The organism is Solilutibacter pythonis, from assembly GCF_003697345.1.
Lineage (GTDB): Bacteria > Pseudomonadota > Gammaproteobacteria > Xanthomonadales > Xanthomonadaceae > Solilutibacter > Solilutibacter pythonis.
On the sequence record NZ_RFLY01000004.1, the window covers coordinates 42,672 to 57,958 of the forward strand.

At 66.7% G+C, this 15,287-nt stretch carries 11 protein-coding genes; 6 read left to right on the plus strand and 5 right to left on the minus strand.

The annotated features are described in order from the left end of the window. Positions 1 to 555 precede the first annotated feature (555 nt). From EBB59_RS03660 to EBB59_RS03670, 3 genes are all read left to right on the plus strand, one after another. Positions 556 to 2,334 (plus strand): autotransporter assembly complex protein TamA, encoded by a 1,779-nt coding sequence (locus tag EBB59_RS03660; RefSeq protein WP_211327684.1) that lies wholly within the window; start codon positions 556 to 558, stop codon positions 2,332 to 2,334. Then, positions 2,331 to 6,272, plus strand: a complete 3,942-nt coding sequence (locus EBB59_RS03665; protein WP_245978994.1) for a translocation/assembly module TamB domain-containing protein — start codon at positions 2,331 to 2,333, stop codon at positions 6,270 to 6,272. Before EBB59_RS03660 ends, EBB59_RS03665 begins: the two co-directional genes overlap by 4 nt. 97 nt (positions 6,273 to 6,369) lie before the next feature. Further along, a complete protein-coding gene (locus EBB59_RS03670; RefSeq protein WP_122100800.1) occupies positions 6,370 to 6,837 on the plus strand; it encodes a bacteriohemerythrin in 468 nt (155 codons plus the stop codon). 18 nt (positions 6,838 to 6,855) lie between these two features. Here EBB59_RS03670 and mnmG read toward each other — a convergent pair whose 3' ends face one another. Beyond that, positions 6,856 to 8,745 carry a tRNA uridine-5-carboxymethylaminomethyl(34) synthesis enzyme MnmG gene (gene mnmG, locus EBB59_RS03675; protein WP_122100801.1) on the minus strand — a complete coding sequence of 630 codons (1,890 nt, stop codon included), beginning with the start codon at positions 8,743 to 8,745 and terminating at the stop codon, positions 6,856 to 6,858. 832 nt (positions 8,746 to 9,577) lie between these two features. On the opposite strand from mnmG, the gene EBB59_RS13405 reads away from it, so the two are divergent. Together EBB59_RS13405 and EBB59_RS03685 are read left to right on the plus strand one after the other, a co-directional pair. Then, positions 9,578 to 9,760, plus strand: coding sequence for a hypothetical protein (locus EBB59_RS13405; protein WP_147455495.1), 183 nt, complete (start codon positions 9,578 to 9,580; stop codon positions 9,758 to 9,760). 75 nt (positions 9,761 to 9,835) lie between these two features. After that, positions 9,836 to 10,816, plus strand: coding sequence for a threonine ammonia-lyase (locus tag EBB59_RS03685; protein WP_122100803.1), 981 nt, complete (start codon positions 9,836 to 9,838; stop codon positions 10,814 to 10,816). 300 nt (positions 10,817 to 11,116) lie between these two features. Here EBB59_RS03685 and EBB59_RS03690 read toward each other — a convergent pair whose 3' ends face one another. Continuing rightward, positions 11,117 to 12,067, minus strand: coding sequence for an N-acetylmuramoyl-L-alanine amidase family protein (locus tag EBB59_RS03690; protein ID WP_122100804.1), 951 nt, complete (start codon positions 12,065 to 12,067; stop codon positions 11,117 to 11,119). 157 nt (positions 12,068 to 12,224) lie between these two features. On the opposite strand from EBB59_RS03690, the gene EBB59_RS03695 reads away from it, so the two are divergent. Then, positions 12,225 to 12,560 (plus strand): hypothetical protein, encoded by a 336-nt coding sequence (locus tag EBB59_RS03695; protein WP_122100805.1) that lies wholly within the window; start codon positions 12,225 to 12,227, stop codon positions 12,558 to 12,560. 186 nt (positions 12,561 to 12,746) lie between these two features. Here EBB59_RS03695 and EBB59_RS03700 read toward each other — a convergent pair whose 3' ends face one another. The 3 genes from EBB59_RS03700 to bioH all read right to left on the minus strand — a co-directional run bounded on the left by EBB59_RS03700 (position 12,747) and on the right by bioH (position 15,285). Next, a complete protein-coding gene (locus EBB59_RS03700; RefSeq protein ID WP_122100806.1) occupies positions 12,747 to 13,556 on the minus strand; it encodes a hypothetical protein in 810 nt (269 codons plus the stop codon). Positions 13,557 to 13,627: 71 nt separating this feature from the next. Next, positions 13,628 to 14,524 (minus strand): methyltransferase domain-containing protein, encoded by an 897-nt coding sequence (locus EBB59_RS03705; protein ID WP_122100807.1) that lies wholly within the window; start codon positions 14,522 to 14,524, stop codon positions 13,628 to 13,630. Continuing rightward, the gene (gene bioH / locus EBB59_RS03710) at positions 14,521 to 15,285 is read right to left on the minus strand and encodes a pimeloyl-ACP methyl ester esterase BioH (RefSeq protein WP_122100924.1); all 765 of its coding nucleotides are present in this window, start codon (positions 15,283 to 15,285) and stop codon (positions 14,521 to 14,523) included. Before bioH ends, EBB59_RS03705 begins: the two co-directional genes overlap by 4 nt. Positions 15,286 to 15,287: the final 2 nt, after the last annotated feature.

The following is a 15,287-nucleotide window of genomic DNA, read 5'->3' on the forward strand; positions in this document are numbered from 1 at the left end:
CGTGAAGTCTTTCCGAGTATTGCTTTTCATTGCCGCAGCTTGCTATGGCCTCCTATTCTTTTCATCAAGCGCGCTCGCCCAGTCGTCAAATGGTCACTACCGGAAATTAATCGCGGCCGGCAAGATACAACGCGACAACGACCCCTTCGTTTTTTGTCGTTACGGGATGAAGCATCGACCGCAAGCGTGGACTCCACAGCCCAACTACACGACCACTCCACCACGCATTAATTCACCGCCCTTCGGCTACTATTGCCCGTACCCCTCACTGACGCCATGCTGCTATGGGAATGTTTGCCTGAAGGAGTGGACGCTTGAAGAAATCCACGCCTTTTCTCTCTACAAGGATGTTTGCCCACACGCGGTAAGGGCGGGCCGCTGGCAAGGCTCCGGCGACGGCACCAGGACTCCCCACCCTCATTGATCTTGTACGAAAAGCAGCTGCAAACAGCTGCTTTTCGTTTTACGGAACATCGGTTGAAGCGCACGGAACCGTGCATGTTTCCGCTCAAGCACTTCACTCGTGCTTGCAACTCACACCGTTATGCTTGATGCATGAAGCACCTCCCCCTGCTGCTCTGCCTCGCCCTGCCCGCCACCGCCCACGCCGCCAAGATCGCCCGCGTCGAAGTGCGCGGGCTGGATGAGGCGATGACCGAGAACGTGCGCGTCGCCCTTTCGTTGAAGGACGCGCTCGACAAGAAGCTCACCACACGGCGGCTGGAGTACCTGATGGAAGTCGCCAACGACGAGGCGCGCGAGGCGCTGGAGCCGTTCGGCTACTACACGCCGACCATCCGCATTGGCCGCGGCGGCAGCGATGACGCGCTGGTGATCACCCTCGACATCGACAAGGGCGAGCCGGTACGGGTGCGCAACGAGAACGTGCGGATCGAGGGCGATGCCGCCAACGACCGCTACATGAAATCCGAGATCGACGCTTTCCAACCCAAGCCGGGCGAGATCCTCAACCATCCGCAGTACGAGACGGCCAAGGCCCGGATCACCCGCCGCCTGGCCGAGCGCGGATATTTCGATGCCGACTTCACCGTCCGCCGGGTCGAAGTGACTCGCGCCGACCGCACCGCCGACATCGACCTCGGCTGGAACAGCGGCGAACGCTACGACATGGGCCCGATCACCTTCCTGCAAACGCCGGAACAGATCATCAACCCCGGTGTGCTACGGAAGCTGGTGTACTGGAAGGAAGGCGACTACTACCATCAGGGCCGCCTCGACCGCCTGCGCAAGTCGCTGGTCTCGCTCGATTACTTCGCCAGCATCGACATCAGCGCCGAGCCGGAAAAAGCCGAAGACTATCTGGTGCCGGTCACGGTGAGGCTCACCCCGGCCAAGCGCAGCATCTACAACTTCGGCGTGTCCTACGGCACCTATAGCGGCGCCGGCTTCACCGCCGGCCTCGAACGCCGCTATCTCAACCGGCGCGGGCACAAGGCGCTGGCCCAGCTCGACTTTGCGCGCTTCCGCAAGATACTCACCCTGCAATACCGCGTGCCCGCCTTCCACTGGCTCGATGGCTGGTACACCGCCAGCCTGCAAGCCGCCGACGAAGCCACCGATTACATCTACACCCAGCGGCTGGAACTCGTCGGCAGCCGCAGCGGCGAGATCAACCGCTATCTGACCGCCTCCGTCTCCCTGCACGCGTTGCGCGAACGCTGGCTGTACGCCCACGAATATCTACAGAACCTGGATTCCGAGCCGCCTTATCACTACGCCAGCTACACCTATCCCTCACTGCGCGCGGAATACATCGACGCCGACGACCGCATGTTCCCGCGCCGCGGCCTGGGCGGCACGCTGATGCTGCGCGGCGGGCCGGGCATCGGCCGTTCCGCCTCGGCCTTCGGCCAGTTGCATGCCAGCGCCCGCTGGTACCGGGGACTGGGCGAACGCAACCGCCTGATCGCGCGCGGCGAGCTGGGCCACACCTTCGCCGGCAAGGACGCCGACCTGCCGCCCTCCCTGCGCTTTTTCGCCGGCGGCGACCGCTCCATCCGCGGTTACGCCTGGCGCGAAGTCGGCCCACGCGTGAGCAGTCTGCGCACCGACGGCAAGCGCTACGCCCTCGGTGCCCGCAACGTCGCCACCGCCAGCCTGGAGTTCGAGCGCTACTTCACCCCCACGCTGGGCGCGGCGCTGTTCGTCGATAGCGGCTCGGCCTTCAACCAGAAACCGGAATGGCGTACCGGCGTGGGCATCGGCGCGCGCTGGAAATCGCCGGTCGGGCCGGTGCGCATCGACGTGGCGCGCGGCCTCGACCAACCGGATTCGTCCTACCAGCTCTACCTCAGCCTGGGAGCCGACCTGTGAGCCGGCCGGGCTGGCGCGCGCGCTGGGAACGCTACCGCCGCTACGGCCTGACGCCGCTCCCGGACGATGCCAGCGACCAACAGCGCGAAGAACGCATTGCGCAATTACGCCAGTTGCGGCGGCGGCGGCGAGTCAAATACGCCATCCGCAGCGGCCTCGGCACCCTGCTGCTGGTGGCGGCCGGATTGGCGCTGGTGTGGTGGCTCATCAGCACGCTGGCCGGGCGCGACCTGCTGCTGGCGCAGATCAAGGCGCGCCTGCCGGCCAATGCCTCGTTCGACTGGCAGCGGGCCGAAGGCCCGGTACGCGGGCCGATGACCCTGCATGGCGTCCGCTTCAGCTGGGTGGCGTGCGCCGACGACGATTTCGACGTCAACACCATGGCGATGGCGCTCTGCAAGGACAAACGCACCACCTTGTTCACCGCCAGCCGGCTGATGCTGCACCCCAGGTTGAACGCGCTGCTGGGCCGCCGGCTGCGCCTGGAGGCGCTGGAGGTGGCGGGCGCGACACTCGACCTCGCCAAGGACGACAAGCCGTTCGAACTACCGAAATGGCCGGAAGTACTACCACGCATCGAACCGCCGCTGGCCATCGAGGCCGGCCGCGTGCGCATCGCCGGGCTGAAGGTCTCCGGCGCCGGCGAACCGACCATCGACATCCACACACTCGACGGCAGCCTGGTGGCCGAAAGCGGCCTGCTCACCGTGCGCGCGCTCGATGCCGATACCGATCGCGGGCGTTTCCGCATCCACGGCAGCTACGCCCCCGGCGACGACTACGCCACCGATCTCACCGCCACCGCGGTGTTCCCGGCGCCGGCCGGACAGACCGCCGGCCGCATCGGCCTGATCGCGCGCGGCAATCTGGAGAAGATGGACGTGTTCATCGGCGGCCGCGCCCCGGCGCCGTTGCAAGGCCAGTTGACCCTGCGCGCGCCCGACATGCGGGCCGCCGAATCCGGCCAGGCGCGCTGGACGCTATATCTGCATTCGGCCGGCCTGAATCCGGCGGTATTCACCGGCGAGCGCGGCGACGCCGCGCCAATGGCCTTCACCCTGCGCGGCGACGGCGCCGGCGGCCGTGCCAACGTGCATGGCGAGTGGTCGCAGGACGGGCAGCGCATCGTCCTGCGACCTTCGAAACTCCGGCTGGAGGCGCAGACCCTGCACGCCGCCCCGCTGGTGGTGGATGCGCTGGGTGGACGGCTCGCCCTGAACGGCCAGGGCACGTTCAAGGCCGATGCGGCCTCGTTCAAATTCGCCGGCAACGCACGCGGCCTGCAATGGGCCGATACCCGCGGCGAGGTGCAAGTGCGCGGCGATGGCGATTTCGGCATCGCCGGCACCCGCGAAGCCTGGGCGGTGATCGGCAAGGCGGCGTTGAAGCGCGACCGCCAACAGGCCGACGTCGTCCTCGACGGTCGCGGCGACGCACGCGGGCTGACGCTGAAATCGCTGACCGCCACCATGCCCGAAGGCCGCCTCGACGCCAACGGACGCATCGACTGGAATCCGGCCTTGCAATGGAAGATCGACGCCGATCTCGCCGGCTTCGATCCCGGCTACTTCGTCCCCGACTTCAAGGGCGCGGTGCGTGGCCAACTGGCCAGCAACGGCCAGCTCGACGCGCAAAGCCGCCTCAGCGCCGACGTCGACCTGCGCAACCTGGGCGGCCAATTGCGCGGACGCGCGCTGGGCGGCCGTGGCCAGTTGCGCATCCGTGGCGAAGAATACGCCGGCGACCTCGCCCTGACCCTCGGCCGGAGCCGCCTCGACGCGCGTGGGCGCTACGGCCAGCGCATCGACATCGATGCCCGCTTCAGCCCGCTGCGACTGGACGACCTGCTGCCCTCGGCGCAAGGCGTGCTGAACGGGCAAATCAAGCTGGCCGGGCCACGCAACGCCTTCAACATCGATGCCGATCTCACCGGACGCGGACTGCGCTACGGCGATTACCGCGCCGAATCGCTGAGCGCGCGCGGCCGCCTGCCGTGGCGTGGCGTCGGCGGCGACCTGCGCCTCGACGCCTCCGGCATACAAGCCGGCCTGGCCTTCGACTCCCTGCGCGCGCAGGCCGCCGGCGCGGTGGAAAACCTGCGCCTGGATGCCCAGGCCAGCGGCGAGCTTGGCCGCCTGCAATTGAACGGCACCGCGCGGCGCCGTGGCCAGAACTGGAGCGGCACGCTGGGCGCGTTCGACTTTGCGCCGGCGCGCGGCGCCACCTGGCGCCTGGAGACGCCAATCCGCTATGCGCAATCCGGCAGAACCTTCAGCCTGTCGCAAGGCTGCTTCGGCTCCAGCGCCGGTGGTTCGCTCTGCGCTGGCGGGCAATGGCCTGGCCGTGGCATCCGCCTCGAAGGACGCGGGCTACCACTCATGCTGGCCACGCCCTACCTGCCAGAGCGCGAGGACAAGAAGCCGTGGCTGCTCGATGGCAATCTCGATCTCGATGCCCAGCTGAGGCCGGCCGGCAACGCCTGGGCCGGCACCGCCGAGGTGCGCTCGGCGGCCGGCGGGCTGAAGCTCGGCAACCGCCAGACCGACGCGCTGATGACCTATCGCCAGCTCAAGCTGTCCGCGCGTTTCGACCCGCGACGGCTGTCCGCCGAGCTGGATACCGGCATTAGCGACAACGGCGCGTTGAAGGCGCGCATCGCCACCGGCTGGGACGAATTCGCGCCGCTCACCGGCCAACTCGACCTCGACATGCGCGAGCTGTCGTGGCTCGAAGCCTTCGTGCCCGACCTGGTCGACCCCAGCGGCAGCGTCACCGGCCTGGTCATGCTCTCCGGCACCCGGGGCAACCCGGCGCTGGGCGGGCACGCCCAGTTGCTCAATCTGCGCGCGGAAGTGCCGGCCTATGGCCTGGTGCTCACCCAGGGCAACCTGACCATGCGCGCCCAGCCCGACGGCAATGCGCACCTGAGCGGCAGCGTGCGTTCGGGCGCGGGCATCCTCAATCTCAATGGCACGCTTGGCTGGCGCGGCCAGGACACCCCCGTGGTGCTGAACGTCAAGGGCCAGAACGTGCTGCTGTCCGATACCCGGGACTTGCATGCCGTGGTCGACCCCGACGTGACGGTGAAAATCCAGGCCGATCAGCCGATGGAAGTCAGCGGCGCCGTTGCCATCCCCCGCGCCCGGATGGACCTGGAACGGCTGGACGATGGCGTCTCGCATTCGCCCGACGTGGTGGTGCTGGACCCGGCCAACCCGCACCGCACGAAGGGCGGCGGCATGCTGCTCGATCTCACCCTCGCCATCGGCGACGACGTGCGCATGCGCGGTTTCGGTCTCGATGGCCAGCTCGGCGGCAGCCTGCGCGTGCGCGCGCAGCCCGGCACCGAGATGCGCGCCAGCGGCAGCCTGAGCGTGGAGGGCAAATACAACGCCTACGGACAGAAGCTCGCCATCGACCGCGGCCGGCTGAGCTGGTCGAACGACCCGGTCGCCAATCCGCTGCTCGACCTCAGCGCCAAGCGCGTGATCGGCGATGTCAGCGCCGGCATCCGGGTCAAGGGCCGTGCCAGCGCGCCGCAGGCGGAGGTGTGGTCGAACCCGGCGATGGATCAATCCGAAGCGCTGTCCTACCTGGCGCTGGGGCGTTCGCTGTCCTCGGCGTCCAGCGCGGAAGGCCGGCAGATCAATGCCGCCTCGGCGGCGCTGAACGCCGGCGGCACTCTGCTGGCCTCGCAGCTAGCGACCAAAATCGGCTTCGACGATGCCGGCGTGATTCAGTCAAGCACCCTTGGCGGCAGCGTGTTCGGCGTCGGCAAGTACCTTTCGCCGCGCGTCTACGTGGGCTACGGCGTTTCCCTGCTCGGCACCGGCCAGGTACTGACGTTGAAGTATCTGCTGCGCAAGGGCTTCGACATTTCCATCGAATCGAGCACGGTGGAAAACAAGGGCTCTGTGAACTGGCGCAAGGAAAAATAAATCCGCCCGGACGATCTCCCTCCAACTTGAGCACGATCAACCTGACAAGCCTCCTGACTTGTCACCATGCGGGCGGTTTTCTCTACAGGCATGGCTCATGGCGCTTCTGGTCTGGCAGCCGGAACTCAATACCGGTATCGACATCATCGACGAGCAGCACCATCGGATCGTTGCCTTGATCAACCAGCTCGACCACGCTCACGACCATAGCAGCCGTGATGAAGTCGGCCTGGTGCTGGAAGAGCTGGTCGATTACACGCTCTCCCACTTCGCCTTCGAAGAAGAGTTGCTGGAGGAAGCCGGCTACGCCTTCTGCTCGGCGCACAAGCGCGTGCACGACATGTTCATCCGCCGGGTGAGCGAGTACAAAATGCGTTTCGAGGCCGGCGAGGAAATCACCGCCGAGCTCAAGGGCATGCTGGCGCGCTGGCTGTTCAACCACATCCGCAGCGACGACAAAGCCTATTCGCCCCACGTCCGCCATTACCTGGAAACCAACCACAGCCAGATACGCAAGAAGGCCGATGGCTGGTTCAAACGCAAGGTCAAGGCCTGGCTGACCTGACGCGCCGGCGGGACGGTGTCAGGCCGCGCGTTCGCGGCGCGCGCGGGCCAGATGCACCAATAGCAGCGAGATCGCCGCCGGAGTCACGCCGGGAATGCGTTGCGCCTGGCCCAACGTTTCCGGCCGCACGCGTTCGAGCTTCTGCAACACCTCGGTGGAGAGGCCACGCACCGCGGCGTAGTCGAAACCGGCCGGGATGACGGCCTCTTCGTGGCGGCGCGCGCGTTCGATCTCCTCGCGCTGGCGCTCCAGATAGCCGGAATATTTCGCTTCGATCTCGACCTGCTCGGCCACCTTGGCATCGGCCACGCCGGGGCCGAGCCCGGCCACCCGCATCAACCGGGCATAGCCGAGTTCCGGCCGGCGCAGCAGATCCATCGCCGAGGTCTCGCGGCTCACCTCCACCCCAATGTCGCGCGCGACGGCGCCGCCCAGAGCATTGTTCGGCGCGGCCCACAGCGCCTTCAGCCGGGCGCTTTCGGCTTCCACCGCCTCGCGCTTGGCGCTGAAGGCGGCCCAGCGCGCGTCGTCCACCAAGCCCAGCGCGCGTCCGAGCGGCGTCAGCCGGGCATCGGCATTGTCTTCGCGCAACTGCAAGCGGTATTCGGCGCGGCTGGTGAACATGCGGTACGGCTCCAGCGTGCCCTGGGTGATCAGGTCATCGACCAACACGCCCAGGTACGCTTGATCGCGGCGCAGTGTCAGCGGCTCGCGCTGCCGCGCCAGGCACGCGGCGTTGACCCCGGCCAGGAGGCCCTGCGCGGCGGCTTCCTCGTAGCCGGTGGTGCCGTTGATCTGGCCGGCGAAGAACAACCCGGCCACCGCCTTGGTCTCCAGGCTGGCCTTCAACCCGCGCGGGTCGAAGAAGTCGTATTCGATGGCGTAGCCGGGCCGGGTGACGTGCGCCCGCTCGAAGCCGGCGATCGAGCGCACCAGCGCCAGTTGCACGTCGAACGGCAGCGAGGTGCTGATGCCGTTCGGATAGATTTCCGTCACGCCCAGCCCTTCCGGCTCGACGAATATCTGGTGGCTGGCCTTCTCGGCGAATCGCACCACCTTGTCCTCGATCGACGGGCAGTAGCGCGGACCGATGCCTTCGATCTGGCCCGAATACAGCGGGCTGCGATGCAGCGCGCCGCGGATGATCTCGTGGGTGCGCTCGGAGGTATGGGTGATCCAGCAGCTCAACTGCGCCGGATGATCGGCCTGGCTGCCCATGAACGAGAACACCGGACGCGGAACGTCGCCGGGCTGCTCGCTCATCACCGAATAATCCAGGCTGCGACCGTCGATGCGCGGCGGCGTGCCGGTCTTCAGCCGGTCCACCACGAAACGGCCTTCGCGCAGCTTGGCGGCGAGTGCGGTGGAAGGCGGGTCGCCCACCCGCCCGGCGGCGTAGCGGGTCTCGCCGATGTGTACCTTGCCGGCGAGGAAAGTGCCGGCGGTGAGGACGACGGCCGGCGCCTCGAACTTCAGGCCGGTATGGGTGACGACGCCCCGCACGGTTTCGCCTTCGATCAGCAGATCATCGACGGCCGCCTGAAAAACGACGAGGCCGGGCTGCGATTCGACCGCGCGGCGAATGAAGGCGCGATACAGCGCGCGGTCGGCCTGCGCGCGCGTCGCCCGCACCGCCGGCCCCTTCGAGGCGTTCAGCGTGCGCCACTGGATGCCGGCGGCGTCGGCGGCTTGCGCCATCACCCCGCCCAGTGCGTCGATTTCCTTCACCAGATGGCCCTTGCCGATGCCGCCGATGGCCGGGTTGCAGCTCATCGCGCCGATGGTCTCGATGCTATGGGTCAGCAGCAGCGTGCGCGCGCCGGCCCGGGCCGAGGCCAGCGCGGCCTCGGTGCCGGCATGGCCACCGCCAATGACGATGACATCGAAACCATGGAAGTCGAGATTCATTGCCCACGCCTCACCCATCGAGCAGCCTGCCACGGCAGGGACTGACATCCTTCGCTCAATTCGCCACCGTTTGTTTCACCTGGAGAGAAATCCATCACCTTAAAATTGAGATATAAATCGCTAATCATGACCTCGGCGACGACTTGGCATGATTCATGCTTTAGAATCTGGGCACCCAGGATGGCAAGCGCGTGCAGCGTGTCGGTATTGGAGCAGGGGCCGGCATGTACATCCAGGGGTAGCCGGGGGTCGGATGTCGGGGGACATCCGACCCTCTTTATCTTGCCGGCTTGCCCGTTTCTTGTCGTCCGGCCGGGATTGCGGCATCGGAACAAAAAGCGGCGCCCGGCAAGGACGGAACAGGGGGGATCCGTGATTTCCTTGACCGGGCGCCATAGCGAGCCGCGCAATCAGGCGCCGCTTGGACGCAAGCATAGAGACTTCGCCACACAACTTGCAAGCCCGCGTGACGGTGCACGCCTCCTATTGCGGCCATTCATTTTCCAGTCGTTCAGGGCCTATGGTGACGCTTGTGCGCCGGCGCGTGCCTGGCTTTGCCATGGTGCGGGGCGGGTATGCCGATGCCCCCATGCCCGCCGCCGCGGTGCGAGCGCACTGGCGAATGAGCCGGCGGCGAATGGCCGTGATTCTGGCGGACGTGGCCACCGGAGTAGCCATGGCCAGGGTATGCGTATCCGGGGTGATGGCGATAACGGACTTCGCCATGCGACCACCGGCCATCCGGCAGGCGGTGGATCGGGTTGCCCCAGCGGTTCCGGCCAGGCAACCACGCGTCATGGCCATCGCCATAAGGGGAGTAGTGGTAACCGCCGTGACCGCCTCCGACATAGCCGCCGCCCACCCGGGCGCCGGCCAGGCCACCGGCATGGGGCGACACGCAGCCGCCCAGCAACATGGCGCCGGCAACCACGGCGCCAACGGTGAGCATTCTGCCGATACGCATGCTTTATCTCCCCTCAAGGATGATGCCGCCAACATCGCGCTCACGCATTGAACGTGTCCTTAACTTCAGGCTCGCCGCCTCCACCCGCATCAACCGTCCATCACGCGCGGCACGTAACCTTTCCCCATGAAGCCGCCCCTCGCCCCGCCTGTCCTCCCGACTTTCGACGACGTGCTCGATGCCGCCGCGCGAATCCGGCCGCACGCGCGCGTCACCCCGATCCTGCACGACCCGGCGCTGGACGCGCTGGCGGGCGCCGAATTGCATTTCAAATGCGAAAACCTGCAACGCGGCGGTTCGTTCAAATTCCGTGGCGCCTGCAACGCGGTATCGATGCTGGACGAGGATGCGGCGTCGCGCGGCGTCGTCACCCAGAGTTCCGGCAACCACGGCGCGGCGATCGCGCTGGCCTGCCGCCTGCGCGGCCTCCGCGCGACCGTGGTGGTTCCCGAGGGCGCGCCACGGGCCAAGCTCGACAATATCGCCACGCATGGCGCCGGGATCGTCCGCTGCGCGCCCACCATGGCCGCGCGCGATGCCGCCACCGCCGCGCTGATCGAGCGCGACGGGGCGACACTCATCCACCCCTTCGACCATCCCGGGGTGATCGCCGGGCAAGGCACGGCGGCACTGGAGCTGCACACCGCCGTGCCGGGGCTCGATGCGCTGCTCGCGCCGGTCGGCGGCGGCGGTCTGCTCGCCGGCAGCGGCCTGGCCTGTCGCGCGCTGAGGCCAAACGCCGACCTCTGGGGCGCCGAACCCGAGGCCGCGTGCGACGCCCACGATTCGCTATCGGCCGAATACCCGATTACCGACCGCGTACCGGATACCATCTGCGATGGCCTGCGCGGCCACCTCTCGGCGCGCACCTTCGCCCTGATCGCCCGCGACGCCAGCGGCATTCTGCTCGCCGACGAGGCCGGCATCCGCCACGCCATGCGCTTGCTTTACACCCATCTGAAAGTCGTGGTCGAGCCTTCCAGCGCGGTGGTGCTGGCGGTGGTACTTAAAGACCGCCAACGCTTCGCCGGCAAACGCATCGGCATCGTGCTGAGCGGCGGCAACGTCGATCTCGCCGGGCTATCCGCCATGATCGACGGGGACTGAATATCGACGCGAGATGTGTGCGTCCATAACATCCAGCGTGATGGCCGTATGGGATATGGGTGCGATCCGCGCCACACGACATCATGCCTCAGATTAGGCGGCTTTGATCGTTAGTTTTCCGAGCGCGACGGAGGAAGGATGCCCCTGTATTTTGCTCTTGGGTTTGAGCGCAGCCTGGAAGTGCGCCAAATCGAAACTCGGGCAACGTGGACATGCGTTTTATCAGCTACCGACGGGCCATGCCAACATTTATTTGCGTGCCGATGGGCGGCCATATACCCCGTGCCATAGCGTTGCGTCTTAAGCGTTAGCCGTGCAGCTATACGTGTATTCAACTTCCTTCGTCCTGATGCCGCTTGCATCCGTCAACCATGCGACATATTTGAAAGTGCCACTTTTATCCGAACTGCCAGAGCAAGAGAGTGTGCGCTTGATCGGAGATGTCTGCTTAGTACTGTAAGCCAATATGGCCGGCCTGCAAGTCCAGCCCTGCGCACAGGTCACATTACGAGTCCGCAGTGTAATCGGGAACCTTGGGTCGCCCTCGAAGCCGACCAACATGTCCATCGGCGAATTGATTGGCGCACTGAACGGAGGGATGCTCGTGATACGAAACTCTGAACAAGCAGTGCCAGCATGATAGTCGGTGATACCGCGTTCGATACCTTTGACGGCGGCATTGCGGAATGAAGTCGCCTGCAACGCCAATGCGTCGGCCGCATTGGAATGGAAGCCCAGCTCGATGATGACCGAGGGCATGGCCGCCAAGCGATTCTCGCCCTTGTCGGCGGGATATGGAGCCTCCGCCACACGCCACCTCTCATAGCCAGCAACGCTCTGAATAGCCTGCTTCATACTGCATAGGATCTGGCTGGCTAGTTGCGCGTCGACCGTGCGTCCAGTCTGGTAGTAGGCCCGTGTGCCCCGTACAGTTGTATCGTCGGTACCATCGGTATGCAGGCGTATGGCATGGTCGGCGCCTACGTGGTTGGCATATAGAGGGCGGCTACGGATATCTTCGTCGCGCTCGCGGAGCGAATGCGTGGCAGTCGGCGGCGAATTCCAGATGGCGGTCTCGCTCGGAAGCTGTGATTGCAAGTAATAGCGTGCGGCAATCTTCCACCATTGCTCTCCACTTGGCGCATGGACTGGGACTTCATTCGTGCGGGATTTGAAGACGGTTGCACCGGCACTGGAAAGCCGAACAGCCAGATCGCGTGCAAAATACGGTGTAATGAAATCCTCGGTAATGCCATTCGATGGATCACGCTGTGCGCGCCAGTCGTTGTATTCATAGTTGAATACAGCCCATGCCCACCGGCCAGTGCCACTTTCAGAGGTTTAGTGCTCGCTCTGGTCCTTGTCGCTGGCCTGTCCTTACCGGTGGCAGAGGGTCAGGTCGTAGCTGGTGAATATCCTGGCCGGCAAACCGGAACTCCGCGCCATCCACGGCAACGACACCCCGCAGCAAATCGAGCGCCACGAGTGCCAGACGGTGTTGTTGATCCTCCAGTTCTCCGCCCGCATGGGAAGGAACTGCCTGCCAGCCCAGGTCTATGATCACGACTCGGCGCTCTGGAACGAGCCGCGTCTTGATGTTGAACCCGGATTGACCTTCTATGAGCTTCAGGCTTGCGGCCGTTTCAGGAAGCGCCCGGTCGAGCATCTTCTCGATACGCATGCGATCGGCACCGCTGATTTGCTCAATTGGCGTGCCACTGGCATGGGTGATGGTTCTCTGTGAGGCCATGGCCGGCGTGCTTGGCAACATCACAAGAATGGCGAAAACAAGCGGAAGCCCAAGCGGGCAGATGCTACGCATAGCAGTCCTTACTTTGTCATCGGAGGCCCGATAGTACGATATGAATTAGGCGCATTGCGCCGTTCGCCATATTGGGTGAGACTTTTCCCGAAAATATCATCCAGGGATTCAAGGCTCGATTGAAGCATCCGTAGTCTGAAAAGGGGACTTGTCGATCGGCATGTTTGCGGAGACCCGAACACGCCAACCAAATGAGATCAATGGGGCCTGATCCTGATTGCCGGAACTACCGGCGAACCGTGCACCGTCCGCATCGACATGCCATGAATCATCACACCGAGTGCCATGGACACGGGCATCGCACCTCACTCGCGCCGCCGCTCGGGACGCCGATCCCGCCACGTTCAGCACCGAGGCCAAGCCGTCGCGCAGCAGCAAACGCGTGACGGCCGCGCGCGCTTCGCGCGGCTGCGTGGCGAGCGCATCCAGCAGCCAGCCCAGCGAGCGGCAGCGCAGGGCTTCCTGCCCGGTGTCGCCCTCCGCGCCGGACAGGCCGGCGACGAAACCATCGTTGAGCATCGCCGCGCGCACGCCGGCCTGGCGCAGCCATTGCCGCGCCCGTGGTTCGTCGAACGGACGCGGCGCACTCTGCCAGCCGGACATCGCCACCTCGCCCAGGGCCGAGGCCAGCGCGCGGCGGTTGTCGTCGGAAAGCGTCCGCGCCAGCCGCAGCCAGGTGTCGGCGCTGGCGCGCGATACCGAGGCCAATGCGCGGCAGACGCGGGCGGCATCGTCCGGGTGGCGCGAAAGCGCGTGCACCGATGCGAACAAGCGTTCGAGCGAGTCGTCGCTGGCGGCGCGCAGCAGGCCGTCGGCCTGTGCCGCCACCTCGCCGCGACTGTCGGCCAGCGACACCGAGGGGGCGACGCCGAAACACATCGCGGTGGTGAGCAGCATGGCAAGCGCGCGCGGCGACATGGGCGGACTCCGATACGGATTCGCCCGCAGTCTAGGCAGACGCGGATGAACCGCCGCGCGCGCGTCCCGCCTCAGCGGCGGCGAATCGGAATGCGCGCGAGCGGCACCCGCGCCAGTTCGCCGTGGGCATCGCGGATCGGCGTGCCCGGCTCGGGCGCCCATGCCTGGGCGTAGATCGCCTCCCAGCGCATCGGCCAGCCATCGGCGGCGCGCGCGTGCGCGGCCTCGGCGGCGGCGAAGCGGGCGCGGCCCGAAAGCGTGTGCCGGCGCGCGCCGAGGGCATTGGTCGCGCCCATCGCGCGCAGCGTGTCGAGGATGGCGCGGAAGGACGGTTTGGCCTCGACCAATACATCGCGGTCGAGCACCGGCTCGCGGAAACCGGCGGCGACCAGCGCATCGCCGAACGGGGCGATGGCGGTGAACGGGCTGACGTGCGGTGCGACATCGGCGGTGGCGAAGGCTTCGCGCAATTCGGCCAGCGTCTCGCTGCCGAAGGTCGATACCAGCAGCATGCCGCCGGGTTTCAGCACGCGGCGGAATTCGGCGAACGCGGCCGGCAGGTCGTCGATCCATTGCAGCGCGAGGTTGCAAAACAACAGGTCGAACGCGTCCTCGGCGAACGGCAGTACGCGCAGGTCGGCGGCCACGCGCGCGATTTCCCGCGCCCGTAGCCAGTGGCCACGGGTGTTGGCGCGGGCGGCGCGCAGCATCGGCAGGGCGGCATCGGCGGCGATCACCTCGGCCTTGGGCCAGCGCGCGCGCAAGGCATGGGCGGCGCGCGCCGGGCCGCAGGCGAGATCGAGCACGCGCGCGGGCGCGGCCTCGCCGTGGCGCAGGGCGTAATGATCGAGCGATTCCAGCAGCCGCGATTCGATCTCGCGCTGCACGGCCGAGGCTTCCGCGTAACCGGCGGCGGCACGGCCAAAGGCCCTGCGCACGTGACGGCTATCGAACAACGCCCCGTTCATCGGGCGAGCCCGAGCCACGGCCGCATGACCTCGGCCACCGCCTCGGCATGGGTCAGGAAGGGCGCATGGCCGGCGTGTTCGATCAGCGCGAATTCGGCATGGGACGTCAGCGCCGCCGCGTCCGCCATCGCGCGCGGGTCGACCAGGCGGTCGCGGCGTCCGCCGATCCACAGGCTGGGCGGGGCGAGCGCCGGCAATCCCGCGCGCAGGTCGGCGTTTTCCAGCAGTTCCAGGCCATCGGCCAGTACCGAGGCGGCGGGTTCGCCGCGCGCGAAGAGGGCTTCGCGCAGGCGACGCAGTTCTTCCTCGGCATGGTCGGAGCCGAAGGCTTCCAGCGCAAGGAAGCGATCCAACGTGCCGCGCCAATCGTGGCGCAGGCCATGGGCGAAATCGCGGAAGATTTCCACCGACATGCCCCAGCGCCAGTCGGCCTTGCGCACGAAGCAGGGCGAGGCGCAGAGCATACAGAGCCCCGCCAGCGGCAGGCCCCGTTGGGCGGCGCCGAGCGCCACCAGCCCGCCCAGCGACCAGCCGCACCAATACGCGTTTTGCGGTACTTGGGCGGCGATGGCCTCGGCGCACGCGTCCAGCGCCAGCGGCACGGCCGATTCGCGCGAGCGGCCGTGACCGGGCAGGTCGACCACGTGCAGCGTGCAGTGCGCGCGCAGGCGTTCGACCAGCGGCGCGAACACCCCGCCATGCATCGCCCAGCCGTGCAGCAGTACCAGGTCGGGGCCGTGGCCGGTGCGTTCGATATGCAGGC

Excerpts from the sequence above, each read along its gene's own strand:
- EBB59_RS03660 (WP_211327684.1), top strand. The coding sequence starts at position 556 with ATGAAGCACCTCCCCCTGCTGCTCTGCCTCGCCCTGCCCGCCACCGCC.
- EBB59_RS03670 (WP_122100800.1), top strand. The coding sequence starts at position 6,370 with ATGGCGCTTCTGGTCTGGCAGCCGGAACTCAATACCGGTATCGACATC.
- mnmG (WP_122100801.1), bottom strand. The coding sequence starts at position 8,745 with ATGAATCTCGACTTCCATGGTTTCGATGTCATCGTCATTGGCGGTGGC.
- EBB59_RS03685 (WP_122100803.1), top strand. The coding sequence starts at position 9,836 with ATGAAGCCGCCCCTCGCCCCGCCTGTCCTCCCGACTTTCGACGACGTG.
- EBB59_RS03700 (WP_122100806.1), bottom strand. The coding sequence starts at position 13,556 with ATGTCGCCGCGCGCGCTTGCCATGCTGCTCACCACCGCGATGTGTTTC.
- EBB59_RS03705 (WP_122100807.1), bottom strand. The coding sequence starts at position 14,524 with ATGAACGGGGCGTTGTTCGATAGCCGTCACGTGCGCAGGGCCTTTGGC.